Source organism: Pseudomonas canadensis (assembly GCF_030980095.1).
Classification (GTDB): domain Bacteria; phylum Pseudomonadota; class Gammaproteobacteria; order Pseudomonadales; family Pseudomonadaceae; genus Aquipseudomonas; species Aquipseudomonas canadensis.
The window spans coordinates 1277531-1292314 of the sequence record NZ_CP133298.1; the positions used below are offsets into that span (position 1 = coordinate 1277531).

17 protein-coding genes are annotated in these 14784 nt (G+C 59.6%); 7 read left to right on the forward strand and 10 right to left on the reverse strand.

The window, feature by feature from the left end; genetic code table 11:
* The first annotated feature begins 6 nt into the window (after nucleotides 1–6).
* On the forward strand, nucleotides 7–474 hold the full coding sequence (gene recX, locus RB216_RS05810) for a recombination regulator RecX (protein WP_308908413.1): 468 nt from the start codon (nucleotides 7–9) through the stop codon (nucleotides 472–474).
* 63 nt (nucleotides 475–537) lie between these two features.
* Here the strand turns inward: recX and RB216_RS05815 are convergent, their stop codons facing one another.
* Nucleotides 538–1650 carry an LOG family protein gene (locus tag RB216_RS05815; RefSeq protein WP_308908414.1) on the reverse strand — a complete coding sequence of 371 codons (1113 nt, stop codon included), beginning with the start codon at nucleotides 1648–1650 and terminating at the stop codon, nucleotides 538–540.
* 273 nt (nucleotides 1651–1923) lie between these two features.
* The gene (locus tag RB216_RS05820) at nucleotides 1924–2358 is read right to left on the reverse strand and encodes a PA3611 family quorum-sensing-regulated virulence factor (protein WP_028619092.1); all 435 of its coding nucleotides are present in this window, start codon (nucleotides 2356–2358) and stop codon (nucleotides 1924–1926) included.
* Nucleotides 2359–2537: 179 nt separating this feature from the next.
* On the opposite strand from RB216_RS05820, the gene RB216_RS05825 reads away from it, so the two are divergent.
* The 3 genes from RB216_RS05825 to RB216_RS05835 all read left to right on the forward strand — a co-directional run bounded on the left by RB216_RS05825 (nucleotide 2538) and on the right by RB216_RS05835 (nucleotide 4485).
* On the forward strand, nucleotides 2538–3257 hold the full coding sequence (locus RB216_RS05825) for a tRNA-uridine aminocarboxypropyltransferase (protein WP_028619093.1): 720 nt from the start codon (nucleotides 2538–2540) through the stop codon (nucleotides 3255–3257).
* A 139-nt stretch (nucleotides 3258–3396) separates the two neighbouring features.
* On the forward strand, nucleotides 3397–4047 hold the full coding sequence (gene erdR, locus RB216_RS05830) for a response regulator transcription factor ErdR (RefSeq protein ID WP_003189050.1): 651 nt from the start codon (nucleotides 3397–3399) through the stop codon (nucleotides 4045–4047).
* Nucleotides 4048–4122: 75 nt separating this feature from the next.
* Nucleotides 4123–4485 carry a diacylglycerol kinase gene (locus tag RB216_RS05835; protein ID WP_003172176.1) on the forward strand — a complete coding sequence of 121 codons (363 nt, stop codon included), beginning with the start codon at nucleotides 4123–4125 and terminating at the stop codon, nucleotides 4483–4485.
* Nucleotides 4486–4488: 3 nt separating this feature from the next.
* Here RB216_RS05835 and RB216_RS05840 read toward each other — a convergent pair whose 3' ends face one another.
* Complete coding sequence (locus RB216_RS05840) at nucleotides 4489–5415, reverse strand: LysR family transcriptional regulator (RefSeq protein WP_028619094.1); 927 nt, start codon at nucleotides 5413–5415, stop codon at nucleotides 4489–4491.
* A 124-nt stretch (nucleotides 5416–5539) separates the two neighbouring features.
* On the opposite strand from RB216_RS05840, the gene fpr reads away from it, so the two are divergent.
* The gene (gene fpr, locus RB216_RS05845; RefSeq protein ID WP_003189055.1) at nucleotides 5540–6319 is read left to right on the forward strand and encodes a ferredoxin-NADP reductase; all 780 of its coding nucleotides are present in this window, start codon (nucleotides 5540–5542) and stop codon (nucleotides 6317–6319) included.
* A gap of 139 nt (nucleotides 6320–6458) precedes the next feature.
* Here fpr and tsaA read toward each other — a convergent pair whose 3' ends face one another.
* The 7 genes from tsaA to RB216_RS05880 form a co-directional block, all read right to left on the reverse strand.
* Nucleotides 6459–7154, reverse strand: coding sequence for a tRNA (N6-threonylcarbamoyladenosine(37)-N6)-methyltransferase TrmO (gene tsaA, locus RB216_RS05850; protein ID WP_068936975.1), 696 nt, complete (start codon nucleotides 7152–7154; stop codon nucleotides 6459–6461).
* Nucleotides 7155–7157: 3 nt separating this feature from the next.
* The gene (locus tag RB216_RS05855) at nucleotides 7158–7619 is read right to left on the reverse strand and encodes a YehS family protein (RefSeq protein WP_016977930.1); all 462 of its coding nucleotides are present in this window, start codon (nucleotides 7617–7619) and stop codon (nucleotides 7158–7160) included.
* 69 nt (nucleotides 7620–7688) lie between these two features.
* Nucleotides 7689–8399 carry an rRNA pseudouridine synthase gene (locus tag RB216_RS05860; protein ID WP_028619096.1) on the reverse strand — a complete coding sequence of 237 codons (711 nt, stop codon included), beginning with the start codon at nucleotides 8397–8399 and terminating at the stop codon, nucleotides 7689–7691.
* A gap of 27 nt (nucleotides 8400–8426) precedes the next feature.
* Nucleotides 8427–8960, reverse strand: a complete 534-nt coding sequence (locus RB216_RS05865; protein ID WP_073860069.1) for a GNAT family N-acetyltransferase — start codon at nucleotides 8958–8960, stop codon at nucleotides 8427–8429.
* A gap of 97 nt (nucleotides 8961–9057) precedes the next feature.
* Nucleotides 9058–10398 (reverse strand): 30S ribosomal protein S12 methylthiotransferase RimO, encoded by a 1341-nt coding sequence (rimO, locus tag RB216_RS05870; protein WP_003231334.1) that lies wholly within the window; start codon nucleotides 10396–10398, stop codon nucleotides 9058–9060.
* A 181-nt stretch (nucleotides 10399–10579) separates the two neighbouring features.
* Entirely contained in the window at nucleotides 10580–10915 is a 336-nt protein-coding gene (locus tag RB216_RS05875) for an addiction module antidote protein (RefSeq protein WP_236318721.1), read from the reverse strand.
* Nucleotides 10912–11235, reverse strand: coding sequence for a type II toxin-antitoxin system RelE/ParE family toxin (locus RB216_RS05880; RefSeq protein WP_305383840.1), 324 nt, complete (start codon nucleotides 11233–11235; stop codon nucleotides 10912–10914). Before RB216_RS05880 ends, RB216_RS05875 begins: the two co-directional genes overlap by 4 nt.
* A 412-nt stretch (nucleotides 11236–11647) precedes the next feature.
* Here RB216_RS05880 and RB216_RS05885 point away from each other — a divergent pair, with 412 nt between their 5' ends.
* Both RB216_RS05885 and RB216_RS05890 read left to right on the forward strand, forming a co-directional pair.
* Nucleotides 11648–13549 (forward strand): potassium transporter Kup, encoded by a 1902-nt coding sequence (locus RB216_RS05885; protein ID WP_028619099.1) that lies wholly within the window; start codon nucleotides 11648–11650, stop codon nucleotides 13547–13549.
* Between the two features lie 126 nt (nucleotides 13550–13675).
* The gene (locus RB216_RS05890; protein ID WP_028619100.1) at nucleotides 13676–14782 is read left to right on the forward strand and encodes an NADH:flavin oxidoreductase/NADH oxidase; all 1107 of its coding nucleotides are present in this window, start codon (nucleotides 13676–13678) and stop codon (nucleotides 14780–14782) included.
* Nucleotides 14783–14784: the final 2 nt, after the last annotated feature.

The window sequence follows — 14784 nt, forward strand, 5'->3', positions numbered from 1 at the left end:
CACACAATGACAGTTGTACTGGATACACTCGTCGCCGTTCGGCGCACTGCAATGGACCTGCTCGCTCGCCGCGAGCATGGTCGAGTCGAGCTGACGCGTAAATTGCGTCAGCGCGGCGCAGAGCCCGAGATGATCGAAACCGCCCTCGACCGCCTGACGGAAGAGGGGCTGCTTTCCGAAGCCAGATACCTCGAAAGTTTTATCTCCTACCGAGCCCGCTCCGGCTACGGCCCGGCGCGTATTCGCGAAGAGCTGAGCCAGCGTGGCCTGCAACGCGCTGATGTCGATCTTGCCCTGCGCGAGTGCGGGATCAGTTGGCAGGCGCAGTTGGAGGACACCTGGCGGCGCAAGTTCTCTGGTCATCTTCCGATTGATGCCAGGGAACGAGCGAAGCAGGGACGATTCCTCAGCTATCGCGGGTTTTCGATGGAGATGATCAGCCGCTTGTTGAGCGGCCGGGACATCGATGATTGAGCTTCTGAACAAACAAAAGACCCACTATGAAAATAGTGGGTCTTTTTTTTTGCCCTCAAAAAATCACGCCGGCTCCGGCGCCACCCGCTGCTGCGCCTTGCCCTGGGCCTGTGCCCAGTTCTCCGGCAAGTTGATGTAATCCACCAACTCCCGCAACCGGCCCTGGTCGCGCCCGTTGAAATTGAACACCAGCCGCGTCAAATGACTGAACCTCGGCTCATCATGTTCCTCGCCGGTATACGCGAGCTGTCGGAACTCTCCACTCAGTCGCAGGCTGGCGAACTCGCTTTGCAAATGGGCCAATGCCTGTTCACTGAGCGGGTGATTCATGCGCACCACAAACTCGCGTTTCAGCCAGCGGGTGGAGTGGAAGTTGGCATAAAACTGGTTGATCTCGTCTACAGCCTCTTCGGCGCTGTACACCAGGCGTATCAGCTTGAGATCGGTGGGCAGAATGTAGCGGTTAGCTTCCAACTGGCTGCGGATGAAGTCCAGGGCACCCTGCCAGAACCCGCCACCTGGCGCATCCAGCAGCACTACCGGGACCAGCGGGCTCTTACCGGTCTGAATCAGCGTCAGCACTTCCAACGCTTCATCCAGGGTGCCGAAACCGCCTGGGCACAACACCAGGGCATCGGCTTCCTTGACGAAGAACAACTTGCGGGTAAAGAAAAAGTGGAAGGACAGCAGATTCTCAGTCCCATCGATGGTTGGGTTGGCATGCTGTTCAAACGGCAGGGTGATGTTGAACCCCAGGCTGTGTTCCAGGCCCGCGCCTTCGTGGGCGGCGGCCATGATGCCGCCACCGCCGCCGGTGATCACCATCAGGTCCGAACGCGCCAGTGCCGCGCCGACTTCACGGGCCAGTGCATACAGGGGGCTTTCCACCGGGGTGCGTGCCGAGCCGAACACCGTCACCTTGCGGCGACCCTTGAACTGTTCGAGCACGCGGAAGGCATTGTCCAGCTCGCGGATGGCTTGCAGGGTGATCTTGGCGTTCCAGCGGTTGCGGTCGTCCTGGGCCATGCGCAGCACGGTGAGGATCATGTCGCGATACAGGGGGATATTCGGGCTGTTGGGGGCGATCAGCTGGAGTTGTGCGTCGACCTGCTGGGTGAGGTCGGTGCCGTGTTCTTCGAAATGTCGGAGCAGGCGGTCATTCGGTTCGTAAGGCATTCAACTTCTCCTTCTTGCAGGGCACCTTCGCCGGAGGCTACGACACTGCTTGTGTCGCTGTTTGCCGCGGGGGCAACCTTCTTTTGCCCTGAAAATGTTACAGAACAGCACGAAAAACGCTGTGTATGAATGGGCGGGATGATTTGATCATGGGCCGGAAAACCCTTGGCTGGCAACCACTTATTGGTCGCTCAGTACGGAGTCTAGCTGCCTGGGAGGCGTTGAAGCGGGGGAGTACGCGCCACCGGACGGCAGCGCGCGAAGGTCAAACCGTTACTTTTTCTTTTTTGTCGGTGCCGGGCAATCCGCTTCCACGAACTTCACCGAGGCCACAGGGCGGTTGGTCTTGTTCTCGGTGATTTCGTAACGCATCACCGCGCCTTTGGCCATCAGCTCACGGTAACCCTTGTTCAGGCATACGCTCTGGCCGAGTTGGAAATACACCGCCTTGGGATTGGCGCGCATCTGTTCGGCTCGGTCGGGCAAGACGCTCAGGTGATCGATCAGTTGCATGCCTTCAACGGTGTAGGCCACTTCCAGGGTCTTTTCGTCGATTTCCCGGGGTAGATCTTTGTTGCTCTCAGCCGCGACGCTTTGCAGCTTCCGGTTCATTTGGGCCTCCAGCAGCGAGGCCGCCTGGGCGCACACGGGCAATACCAGCGCGAGGGCGACGGATGGGGCGACAAGGCGCAGCATGGAACGCAGCATGAAACTCTCCTGATTCGGTTACTGGTGCATAGACCAGCCACTGCGCTGTGCGTTCAGTGGCGCGCAATTATAGGTGAGCCCTTGCCACTACAGCCAGGCGTATCGCTGGTAAACTGCCGCCACCTCAGCCGTCCACGAGTTTTCACCGTGTCGATTTACCCGTCCCACCGGCGCATCCGATGAGCCACGCCGTGTCCCGCCTGCGCACCCAGCGCCTGGCCCGTGCCGTCCGTCCGTTCCTCAATCGTGGTTCGCGTGCCGAGCGTTGTCCCGGCTGCCGTGTCATTCCTGAGTACTGCTTGTGTGCCTGGCGACCAAAAGTCGCCGCCACCTCAGCGATGTGCCTGCTGATGCATGACGTGGAACCCATGAAACCCAGCAATACCGGCTGGCTGATCGCCGATGTGATTGATGACACCACGGCGTTCGCCTGGTCGCGCACTGAAGTCGATCCTGAACTGCTGACCTTGCTGGCCGACCCGCAGTGGCAACCCTACATTGTGTTCCCCGGCGAATTCGTCGCGCCGCAGCGTGTTGTCAGCGAAGTGAAGGTGGAGGAGGGCAAGCGCCCACTGTTCATCCTGCTGGACGGCACCTGGAGTGAAGCGCGCAAGATGTTCCGCAAAAGCCCCTACCTGGAGCATTTGCCGGTGCTCAGCCTGGCGCCCGAGCAGCTATCGCGCTACAAACTGCGTCGTTCCAAACGCGATGATCATTTTTGCACCGCCGAGGTCGCCGCGCTGTGTCTGGAACTGGCCGATGATCGGATGGCCAGTGAAGTCCTGGATGCCTACCTGGATGTCTTCAGTACTCATTACCTGGCCGCCAAGTTCCAGATGCCTCTGGATCCGGCGGACACAGTTCATGCGCGTCTTGCTCCCTATATTCCGAAGGTGTAACCAGACGACGTTTGCATGATGGCACCACGAACCCGCAACCCGCTAAAATGCCCACGGGCGTAGCGCTTGACCCTCCAGGCTACGCTGGGCATGCTGGGCGCCGATCAGGGCACCCCTAAAAAACAGGATCATTTAATCAATGGCCACATACGAAATCCTGATAGCCGATGACCACCCGTTGTTTCGCAGTGCGCTGCACCAAGCCGTGACATTGGGCCTTGGGCCGGACGTCCGCCTGGTCGAAGTGGCCAGTATTGCCGAGCTGGAAGCCCGCCTCACCGAAAAATCCGACTGGGACCTGGTGCTGCTCGACCTGAACATGCCCGGTGCCTACGGTTTCTCAGGTTTGGTGTTGTTGCGCGGTCAATACCCGCAGATTCCCGTGGTGATGGTCTCGGCCCAGGAAGAAGCCGACGTGGTGGTGCGCTCCAAGGAGTTTGGCGCCAGCGGTTTCATTCCCAAGTCCAGTGCGATGGAAGATATCCAGAAGGCTGTACGCACCGTGCTGGATGGTGATGTGTCCTGGCCGCCGCAAGCGTTTGAAGAAATCAACGTGTCCGACGAAGCCAAGGCCGCCCGTGATGGTCTTGCCAGCCTGACACCGCAGCAGTTCCGGGTGCTGACCATGGTCTGCGAAGGCTTGTTGAACAAACAGATTGCCTACGAGCTGAGCGTATCGGAGGCGACGATCAAGGCCCACGTTACAGCGATCTTCCGCAAGCTGGGCGTGCGTACGCGCACCCAGGCGGCGCTGCTCTTGCAACAACTTGAGTCAATTTCGCAGCATTAAGCGGCTACCGATTCACGCTTTTTTGACTTTGCGTGATCTAGTTTCCCCACTCCTTTAGTTCAGTTGCCAACGTCTATGTCGCCTTTCAAGGGTCAAACCGGTATCAAACGTATCTTCAATGCTGGGGGTTATTCGCTGGATGGCCTGCGCGCGGCGTTCACTGGCGAGGCAGCGTTCCGCCAGTTGGTGTTGCTTAACGTGATCCTGATCCCGTTGAGCTTTTTCCTGAATGTCAGCCGGGTCGAGCGTGCCTTGCTCATTGCTGTCTGCCTGCTGGCGTTGATCGTCGAATTGCTTAACTCGGCAGTGGAAGCGGCGATCGACCGCATTTCCCTGGACCGCCACCCGCTGTCGAAAAACGCCAAGGACATGGGCAGCGCCGCGCAGTTCGTCGCACTGACCATGATCACCCTGGTCTGGGCCGTGATTCTGATCTAACCCTTAGGCAATGCTCGGCAGCACGATCTCGTCGCTGCGCTGAACCCCGGCGGTGAAGGCGCGGCATAGTTCCAGGAACTCGCGCATTGCCGAGGTCTGGTACTTCTGTTTATGCCAGATGAAGTAGAACTGCCGGGCCAGGTCCAGGTCCGGGGTTTCCACCGGCACCAGGCTGCCACGCCGGAATGCGTCGCGTAGCGCCAGCCGCGAAATGCAGCCAATCCCCAATCCTGACTCCACCGCGCGTTTGATCGCCTCAGTGTGCTCCAGCTCAAGGCGGATATTCAGCGCGCTACGGTGATGGCGCATGGCTTGGTCAAATGTCAGGCGAGTACCTGAGCCCTGTTCCCGCAGGATCCACGCCTCTTGGGTCAACTCATCCATGGTTGCCATGCCACGTTTGGCCAGGTGATGCTGCGGCGCGCAAAACACCACCAGTTCATCCTCCACCCAGGTTTGCACCTCGATATCCGGGTGGCTGCAGTCGCCTTCGATTAGACCCAGGTCAATTTCGTAGTGCGCCACCTGGTGCACGATATGCGCAGTGTTCTGCACATGCAGCTTCACCTGGCTCTCGGGGTGTTGCTGCATGAAGCTGCCGATCAACAGGGTCGCCAGGTAATTACCAATGGTGAGGGTGGCGCCCACCGCCAGGGAACCGAAGCCGGACTTGCCGTTGAGCAGGTCCTCGATCTCCTTGGCCTGGTCGAGCAGCGCAACCGCCTGGGGCAATAGCTGATGACCGAGGGCGTTGAGGCTCAGGCGTTTGCCCGCGCGGTCGAATAATTGGCAGCTGGATTGGCGCTCCAGCTCGGTGATCGAGGTGCTGGCGGCGGATTGAGATAAGGCCAGAAGGCCAGCAGCGCGCGAGACGCTTTCCTGCTGGGCGACGGCAACGAAGACTTGCAGTTGACGGAGAGTAAATCGCATATCGATATAACCGATAACCCTTATCTTAATAATCCAGTTAACAGATATTGTCGCCGCCATTAGAATGCTGTGCAATTGCGCATCCCATCTTTGGCGCAGACCCATTTCCAGGAGTCCCCCGTACATGAGCAACATGAACCACGAGCGTGTCCTCAGTGTTCATCACTGGAACGACACTCTGTTCAGCTTCAAGTGCACCCGCGATCCGGGCCTGCGCTTCGAGAACGGTCAGTTCGTGATGATCGGCCTGCAACAGCCCAACGGCCGCCCGCTCATGCGCGCTTACTCCATTGCCAGCCCGAACTGGGAAGAGCATCTGGAGTTTTTCAGTATCAAGGTCCCGGATGGCCCGCTGACTTCCCAATTGCAGCACTTGAAGGAAGGCGACGAGATCATCATCAGCAAAAAACCGACAGGCACCTTGGTGCTTGACGATTTGAAGCCGGGCAAACACCTGTACCTGCTCAGCACCGGTACTGGCCTGGCTCCGTTCATGAGCGTAATCCAGGACCCGGAAACCTACGAGCGCTTTGAAAAAGTGATCCTGTGCCACGGCGTGCGTTACGTCAACGAAGTCGCCTACCGCGAATTCATCACCGAGCACCTGCCGCAGAACGAATTCTTCGGCGAGGCCTTGCGTGACAAGTTGATCTACTACCCGACCGTGACCCGTGAGCCTTTCGAAAACGAAGGTCGCCTGACCGACCTGATGCGCAGCGGCAAGCTGTTCAGCGACATCGGCCTGCCGCCGATCAACCCCGAGGATGACCGCGCCATGCTGTGCGGCAGCCCAAGCATGCTGGACGAAACCAGCGAAGTGTTGAACAGCTTCGGCCTGAAAGTTTCTCCACGGATGCGTGAGCCGGGTGATTACTTGATCGAGCGTGCGTTCGTCGAGAAGTAATGCTGGGTCAGTAACAACACAGATCTAAAAAATGTGGGAGCGGGCTTGCTCGCGAAAGCGGAGTGTCAGTCGACAGAGTTATTGACTGATACACCGCTTCCGCGAGCAAGCCCGCTCCCACATTTTGTTTCCGGTTTCTTCAGTGGGCTGGGAGTACTTCCAGTACACAAATCACCCCAGGCTCGGGATAGTGCCAACGCACATCCACATCCCAGAACTGCACGCCATATTCCCGCTCCGGTCCCGGCGTCTGATACGCCGGCCGTGGATCCTGTGCCAGGCACTGATCAATCAGCTCCACCAGTGGCTCGCCCAGGCGCTGAGCGTGGCCTTGTGCTTGCTGCAGCGCTGTCTTGAGCCATTGCACCGGAATCAGCTGTGGCGCGGCGCTGGCGATGTCGTTGGTCGCCGTGTCGACCATGTCGGCATACGGCACATACGGCTTGATATCCAGCACCGGCGTGCCATCGAGCAGATCAATCCCGGAAATCCACAGCCGTCCTGGCTCCACTTTTTCCAGCTTGACCACTGACTGGCCGATGCCGTTGGGTCGGTGGGTGGCGCGGGTGGCAAACACGCCCATGGACGTGTTGCCACCCAGGCGCGGCGGGCGCACTTTCAGGCGTGGCTTGTCTTCCAGCGCCTGGTGGAACAGGAACAGCAACCACACGTGGCTGACCTGCTCCAGGCCTTGTACGGCTTCGCCACCGTCGAACGGCGCCACCAGTTCCAGCACGCCACGGGCGGCAGGTGCCAACTGAGGTTGGCGTGGGATGGCGAACTTCTCCTTGAAGCAGGAGCGCACGAAGCCGACGGGCGAGACGTTGTAACTCATGGCTTACGCACGAACTCGCAGCGTCAGGCCCTTGAGGAAGTTGCGCAACAACTGGTCGCCGCACGGGCGATAGTTGGTGTGGCCGAACTTGCGGAACAGCGCGCTCAGCTCAGGCTTGGACACCGGGAACTCGGCGGCCTTGAGGATGGCGTGCATGTCATCTTCCTTCAGTTCGAAGGCCACGCGCAGCTTCTTGAGGATGATGTTGTTGGTCACCGGGGTCTCGATCGGCTGCGGCGGACGGCTTTCGTCCTTACCGCGCTTGAAGATCACCAAGCCGTCGAGGAAGTGCGCCATGACGTCATCCGGGCAGAACACGAAGCCTTCTTCCTCATCTTTCTTGAGGTAGGTCAGCAGGTCGTCCTTGGTTACGTCCATGCCGCCGAGCTTGATGATCTCGACCATCTTGTTGTCGCTGATGTCGAGCATGTAGCGCACGCTGCGCAGTACGTCATTGTGAATCATGGTGGGCAATCCTGGTATTCAACTGAGGACACCGCGCAAAAGAGGCGGTGTCGGGAAAAGGGCGGCGGCTTAGAACTTTTCTTTGCCGGACAGGTAACGCCATTGGCCAACCGGCACCTTGCCGATGGACACGCCGCCGATGCGGATACGACGAATGGCGATGACTTTGAGGCCAACCGCTTCACAGAACAGCGCGATCACGCCTGGCTGCGGGTTTTTCATCGCAAAACGCAGGCGGTTTTCGTTCTGCCAGCTGGCTTTGACCGCCGGCAGCTCTTTGCCTTTGTAGGTCAGGCCGTGGTTCAGGCGATTGAGGCCGTGGGCAACCATGTCGCCTTCGACTTCCACCACGTATTCCTGCTCGATCTTTGCGGCATCGGCGGTCAACTTGCGCAGAATCTTCCAGTCCTGGGTAAACACCAGCAGGCCGCTGGCCTTGGCTTGCAGGTCGGCGCTGGCGGTCAGGCGCAGGAAGTGGCCCTTGAGCGGGCGTTTGCCGAAGCGGTGTTCTTCCGAGAGGGTATCGGCGCTGATCGATGCCATGGCCGCCTCGGCATCCACGCCGGCCGGGGCGTGCAGCAGGATGGTCACCGGCTCGGGCGCGGTGGCCTTGGCGTCCGGGTCGAGTTCGACCTTCTGAGTGGTGACCTTGAACTGCGGTTCGTCGATCACTTCACCGTCCACCGAGACCCAGCCGCCTTCGATGAACAGCTCAGCCTCCCGACGGGAGCAACCGACCAGTTCGATAAGGCGTTTGGAGAGGCGTATAGGGTCAGTCATGACAAGGGCCGTAGCAAAAGGGGGCGGCTATTGTACCTGTGTGGGCGCGGTTAATCCCGGCCCCATTTCAGTGCTGTGGCTTTTTGTGGGATCCGACAAGCCAGCTCCCACAGAAGAGCGCAAACGCATGTGCAGCAACGGATACGGTTGGCCCAGCCCATCGTGCTCCGTGCGTCCGATCACCTCGAAGCCTTGCTTGAGGTAAAAGCCGAGTGCCTGGGGATTTTGCTCGTTCACTTCCAGCTCGTCGGCGTTCAAATGCTCGACCGCATAACGCAGCAGTTGCCGGCCAAGGCCCTGGCCCCGGTGCTGCGGGTCGATAAACAGCATCTCGACCTTGCCAGCGGCGACACCGGCAAACCCGGTGATGCGTTGGTGCGGGTCTTTGGTGCAAATCAGCATCACCGTGTCCAGGTAATGAGTCAGCACCAGGTTGCGCAGGCGTTCGATATAGCTGTCCGGCAAAAAATCGTGGGTGGCCCGCACCGAGGACTCCCAGATTTCAGTCAGTTTTTGATAATCGCTGGTTTTAGGTGTGTGGATAACCGAATGCCGACGCATGCCCGCTGCCCCTGCCGATGATTGGCGATGAGCAAACGATAGACCTAAAAAAGCCCCACATCTTGATCAAATGCAGGGCTTTTTGGTGTGTTGCCGATCAGTCGCGCTTTTCAGCCCACAGGTCGTATTCGTCGGCATCGGTCACGGTGCACCAGACCTTGTCGCCTGGCTTCAAACCGCTGGCATCGTCGATAAACACGTTACCGTCGATTTCCGGCGCATCGAAGAAGCAACGGCCGACCGCGCCTTGTTCGTCGACTTCGTCGATCAGCACTTCGATTTCCTTGCCGATGCGCAGTTGCAGGCGCGCCGAGCTGATGGCCTGCTGGTGCGCCATGAAACGCTCCCAGCGGTCTTGCTTGACGTCGTCCGGCACCACGGCCAGGTCCAGCAGGTTGGCTGGGGCACCTTCCACCGGCGAATACTGGAAGCAGCCGACGCGGTCCAGTTGGGCTTCGGTCAGCCAGTCCAGCAGGTACTGGAAGTCTTCTTCGGTTTCGCCGGGGAAGCCGACGATGAAGGTCGAACGGATGATCAGCTCCGGGCAGATTTCACGCCAGTTCTTGATACGCGCCAGGGTCTTGTCTTCGAAGGCCGGGCGTTTCATGGCCTTGAGCACTTTCGGGCTGGCATGCTGGAACGGGATGTCCAAGTACGGCAGGATCTTGCCGGCGGCCATCAGCGGGATCAGCTCGTCCACGTGCGGGTACGGGTAGACGTAGTGCAGGCGTACCCACACACCCAGGCTGCTCAAGGCTTCGCAGAGTTCGGTCATGCGGGTTTTCACCGGCGCGCCGTTCCAGAAACCCGTGCGGTATTTCACGTCGACGCCGTAGGCGCTGGTGTCCTGGGAGATCACCAGCAACTCTTTGACGCCAGACTTGACCAGGCGCTGGGCCTCGTCGAGTACGTCACCGACCGGACGGCTGACCAGCTTGCCGCGCATCGACGGGATGATGCAAAAGCTGCAGCTGTGGTTGCAGCCTTCGGAAATCTTCAGGTACGCGTAGTGGCGCGGGGTCAGCTTGATGCCTTGCGGTGGCACCAGGTCGATCAGCGGGTTGTGGTCCTGGCGCGGCGGTACCACTTCGTGCACGGCGTTGACCACCTGCTCGTATTGCTGCGGACCGGTCACCGCCAGCACGCTCGGGTGCACATTGCGGATATTGCCTTCTTCCACGCCCATGCAGCCGGTCACGATGACCTTGCCGTTTTCCTTGATCGCTTCGCCGATCACTTCCAGGGATTCCGCCTTGGCCGAGTCGATGAAGCCGCAGGTGTTGACCACCACCACGTCGGCGTCCTGGTACGTGGACACAACGTCATAGCCTTCCATACGCAGTTGCGTGAGGATGCGCTCGGAGTCGACCAGAGCCTTCGGGCAACCCAGGGAAACAAAGCCAACCTTGGGGTTGGCTTTTGCGATGGTGGTGGACATGTCTAACCTCGGTGTTGAATGACGCCGCCAGTCGGGCACGACAAGGCTGCGGACGGGCGCTTGGTGCGCCTCTGATCAAAAAGTGCGCAATTCTAGCGACGGGCAGCGCACTTGACCAGCTTTATGCAGGGAAATGCGACGAGTGCTTCTTTGCGCTATCCAAGCAGCCCTTGTCACACTCTTAGGCCCGGACGTCCTGCTCTGTACGGTGCGCTACAACTTTAGACATGCCTACCCCTAAAGCCTGAAGTACTTTCAGGAGAGTGGAGAGCTTAGGGTCACCGCCGACGGCGATGGATCGGTAGAGGTTGGCTCTATTGAGCCCCGTGTTTTGCGACAGACTTAGCATTCCGCCACGAGCTTCTGCCACTCGACGGATAGCAACGAGGAAGGCGTCCTCTCCACCCGCTTCGTCGATTTCCTCAAGCGCGACAGATAGATAGTCGAGTGCAAATGCTTCGTCGTCTCGGAGCATTTCAAGAACGCTGTCTTCGTGAGAGCGCGTACGAATGGTCATTTTTGCTGCACCTTGTAAGATTTCCAGAGAGCTTTGGCCTGATCGATGTCGTTCTGCTGTCTGGCCTTTGAGCCACCACCCAATAGGAAAACAATTTTTCGATCCTGGATCGCGTAATACACGCGAAACCCAGGTCCGAAGTCGAGCTTCATCTCAAAGACCCCTTCACCCACAGGTTCGGTAGCACCAAAGTGACCGAGGGACGCTCGGTCTACTCTGGTGGTGATTCTTGCTTTTGAGCGCGTGTCCTGCACGGTGTCTAGCCAGGCTTGGTATATATCCACGCCGTTGACTGAGAGTACGTGTTTCACTTCGTACATGAGGACTGTACCTTAAAAGAGACAGGGCGATGATTGAGTTTCTGTATCGACTGGGCGTGCCATGCAGGCGCAGGATTTATCGTTCAGGTAGGCCGGCCAGGGAGCTCTCGCTTGCGCCATCGAGGATGCACTGCGCAGGCGGGCCGAATATACGATTGACCGTAGATGGGATCAATGCAGGCAAAAAGGCTCCAAAATGTCCTGTTACCTATGCCCGGTTGCCCAAAAACCCACCCAAATCACTTGAACAGCGAAATGCGACGAGTGCTGCGCTATGCTTCGCGCCGTTGCGCGAAGGTAAAGTCCTAAGGTCAACAAAACGTCTGTTACGAGAAGTAAAACAGCGCATGCTAGGGTCAGCTTAGACGCGTTGTTAATAAAAGACCGCAGGTCAAAAGGGCAGGAGTGGTTGATGGGTCACGCGAGTAGTCAGGCAGCAGGTGCCGAGCATTCAAACGCCAAGCCGATTGGCATGCTGGTGGCAGCGGTCGGGGTGGTTTACGGCGATATCGGGACCAGCCCGCTCTACACCCTTAAAGAGGTGTTCAACGGCGGCTATGGGGTTCAGGTCAATCATGACGGCGTGCTGGGGATCCTGGCGCTGATCTTCTGGTCGCTGATCTGGGTGGTGTCGATCAAGTACATGTTGTTCGTGCTGCGTGCCGACAACCAGGGTGAGGGCGGCATCATGGCGCTCACGGCACTGGCACGACGGGCGGCGGGGGAGCGCAAGAAGTTGCGTAGCTTCCTGGTGGTGTGTGGCCTGTGCGGCGCGGCGCTGTTCTACGGCGACAGCATGATCACCCCGGCGATTTCCGTATTGTCCGCGGTCGAGGGCCTGGAACTGGCCTTCGACGGCCTGGAAAAATGGGTCGTGCCCATCGCCTTGGTGGTGCTGGTGGCGCTGTTCCTGATCCAGAAACATGGCACCGACCACATCGGCAAGCTTTTCGGGCCGGTGATGGTGACCTGGTTCCTGGTACTGGGCGGCCTGGGTGTGTATGGCATCACCCTGCACCCTGAAGTGCTCAGTGCGATGAACCCGATGTGGGCGGTGCGCTTCTTTGAGGCGCATCCCGGCATTGGCGTGGCCATTCTCGGCGCGGTGGTGCTGGCACTGACCGGCGCCGAAGCACTGTATGCCGACATGGGTCACTTCGGCCGCAAACCCATCGCCCGCGCCTGGTTCATGCTGGTGCTGCCGGCGCTGGTGCTCAATTATTTCGGCCAGGGCGCCATGCTGCTCGGTGACCCGGAAGCCGCGCGCAACCCGTTTTACCTGCTGGCGCCGAGCTGGGCGCTGATCCCGCTTGTGGTGTTGTCTACCCTGGCCACGGTGATTGCCTCCCAGGCAGTGATTTCCGGTGCGTTCTCGTTGACACGCCAGGCGATCCAGCTGGGTTACATCCCGCGCATGCACATTCAGCACACTTCAAGCGCCGAGCAGGGCCAGATTTACATCGGCGCGGTGAACTGGTCGCTGATGGTTGGCGTAATCCTGCTGGTGCTGGGCTTTGAGTCGTCCAACGCACTGGCATCGGCCTACGGCGTGGCGGTGACGGGCACCATGTTGATGACCACCATCCTGGTGTCGGCGGTGATGCTGCTGCTGTGGAAATGGCCGCCGATTCTGGCTGTTCCTGTCCTGGTTTGCTGCCTGTTGGTGGACGGTCTTTACTTCGCCGCCAACGTGCCGAAGATCATCCAGGGCGGTGCCTTCCCGGTACTGGCGGGGATCGTGCTGTTCGTGCTGATGACCACGTGGAAGCGCGGCAAGCAATTGCTGGTGGAACGTCTCGACGAAGGTGGCCTGCCGTTGCCGATCTTCATCAGCAGTATCCGCGTTCAGCCGCCTCATCGCGTGCAGGGCACCGCCGTGTTCCTCACCGCGCGCCCGGACGCCGTGCCCCACGCGCTGTTGCACAACCTGCTACACAACCAGGTATTGCATGAGCAAGTGGTGTTGCTGACGGTGGTCTACGAGGACATTCCCCGCGTACCGGCCGCACGGCGGTTCGAGGTGGATGCCTACGGCGAAGGCTTCTTCCGAGTGATCCTGCACTTCGGTTTCACCGATGAGCCAGATGTGCCGGAGGCGCTGAAGTTGTGCCATCTGGATGACCTGGACTTCAGCCCGATGCGCACCACCTACTTCCTCAGTCGCGAAACGGTCATCGCCTCGCGGATCAAGGGCATGGCCCGTTGGCGCGAAGCTTTGTTCGCCTTTATGTTGAAGAACGCCAACGGCAACCTGCGCTTCTTCAAACTCCCGGTAAACCGGGTGATCGAGCTGGGCACCCAGGTCGAAATGTAAGCTGTTGCAATACGGGGGCCGGCAATCGGTCCCCGCTTTTCCTTCTGAACCCTGTGCAATCCAGCGTTGTCGACTAGGCTCTAAGCACTGTTTGAATAGTGCCCACAGAACCAGAAGAGGTGCGCCATGAGTCAACTGCTCGAACCCTATACCCTCCGTCAATTGACCCTGCTCAACCGCATCGCCGTGTCGCCCATGTGCCAATACTCAAGCGACGACGGCTTGGCCAATGACTGGCACCTGGTGCACCTTGGCAGCCGCGCCGTCGGTGGCGCCGGGCTGATTTTCACCGAAGCCACCGCCGTGACTGCCGATGGCCGAATCACCGCCCAGGACCTGGGCCTGTGGAACGACGCACAAATCGAACCGCTGCAACGTATTACTCGTTTTATCGCGGCCCAAGGCGCGGTGGCCGGCATTCAACTGGCCCACGCCGGGCGCAAGGCCAGCACTCACCGGCCTTGGATCGGCAAGCACGGCAGCGTCAAACCGGAGGATGGCGGCTGGACGCCGGTAGGGCCATCGCCGATTGCCTTCGACCCTCAGCACACCCAGCCCAAGCCGCTGGACGAAGGGCAGATCCAGCAAGTGATCGCCGATTTTGTTGCCGCCGCAAAGCGCGCGTTGACCGCAGGCTTCGAAGTGGTGGAAATCCACGCGGCCCATGGTTACCTGTTGCATCAATTTCTCTCACCGATCAGCAATCAGCGTCAGGATCAGTACGGCGGCTCGTTCGAAAACCGCATCCGTCTGGTGCTGCAAGTGACCCAGGCCGTGCGTGATGTCTGGCCCCAGGAATTACCGCTGTTTGTGCGGGTGTCGGCCACCGATTGGGTGGAAGACGGCTGGAACCCCGATGAAACCGTGGAGCTGGCGCGTCGCCTGAAGGACCTGGGGGTGGACCTGATCGACGTCTCCTCCGGTGGCACCGCCGCCAACGCCGAGATCCCTACCGGCCCCGGTTACCAGACGCGCTTCGCCGAGCGCGTGCGCAAAGAGTCGGGCATGGCCACCGGCACCGTTGGCATGATCACCGAGCCGGCCCAGGCTGAGCACATCTTGCGCACCTGCCAGGCCGATATCATCTTCCTGGCCCGTGAGCTGTTGCGTGATCCGTACTGGCCGTTGCATGCCGACGATGACCTGGGCGGACGCAAGGCCATCTGGCCAGCTCAGTATCAGCGCGCCACGCACCGGGACCAGCCGATTCATGAGTCGGACCTGCGTGACTGAGC

Bases quoted from the DNA above. Each gene is read 5' to 3' on its own strand.
- rimO (WP_003231334.1), bottom strand. From the start codon at position 10,398: ATGTCCACCACCATCGCAAAAGCCAACCCCAAGGTTGGCTTTGTTTCC.
- erdR (WP_003189050.1), top strand. From the start codon at position 3,397: ATGGCCACATACGAAATCCTGATAGCCGATGACCACCCGTTGTTTCGC.
- RB216_RS05815 (WP_308908414.1), bottom strand. From the start codon at position 1,650: ATGCCTTACGAACCGAATGACCGCCTGCTCCGACATTTCGAAGAACAC.
- RB216_RS05855 (WP_016977930.1), bottom strand. From the start codon at position 7,619: ATGATTCACAATGACGTACTGCGCAGCGTGCGCTACATGCTCGACATC.
- fpr (WP_003189055.1), top strand. From the start codon at position 5,540: ATGAGCAACATGAACCACGAGCGTGTCCTCAGTGTTCATCACTGGAAC.
- RB216_RS05860 (WP_028619096.1), bottom strand. From the start codon at position 8,399: ATGACTGACCCTATACGCCTCTCCAAACGCCTTATCGAACTGGTCGGT.
- tsaA (WP_068936975.1), bottom strand. From the start codon at position 7,154: ATGAGTTACAACGTCTCGCCCGTCGGCTTCGTGCGCTCCTGCTTCAAG.
- RB216_RS05890 (WP_028619100.1), top strand. From the start codon at position 13,676: ATGAGTCAACTGCTCGAACCCTATACCCTCCGTCAATTGACCCTGCTC.
- RB216_RS05820 (WP_028619092.1), bottom strand. From the start codon at position 2,358: ATGCTGCGTTCCATGCTGCGCCTTGTCGCCCCATCCGTCGCCCTCGCG.
- RB216_RS05875 (WP_236318721.1), bottom strand. From the start codon at position 10,915: ATGACCATTCGTACGCGCTCTCACGAAGACAGCGTTCTTGAAATGCTC.
- RB216_RS05885 (WP_028619099.1), top strand. From the start codon at position 11,648: ATGGGTCACGCGAGTAGTCAGGCAGCAGGTGCCGAGCATTCAAACGCC.
- RB216_RS05840 (WP_028619094.1), bottom strand. From the start codon at position 5,415: ATGCGATTTACTCTCCGTCAACTGCAAGTCTTCGTTGCCGTCGCCCAG.
- RB216_RS05880 (WP_305383840.1), bottom strand. From the start codon at position 11,235: ATGTACGAAGTGAAACACGTACTCTCAGTCAACGGCGTGGATATATAC.
- RB216_RS05865 (WP_073860069.1), bottom strand. From the start codon at position 8,960: ATGCGTCGGCATTCGGTTATCCACACACCTAAAACCAGCGATTATCAA.
- recX (WP_308908413.1), top strand. From the start codon at position 7: ATGACAGTTGTACTGGATACACTCGTCGCCGTTCGGCGCACTGCAATG.
- RB216_RS05825 (WP_028619093.1), top strand. From the start codon at position 2,538: ATGAGCCACGCCGTGTCCCGCCTGCGCACCCAGCGCCTGGCCCGTGCC.
- RB216_RS05835 (WP_003172176.1), top strand. From the start codon at position 4,123: ATGTCGCCTTTCAAGGGTCAAACCGGTATCAAACGTATCTTCAATGCT.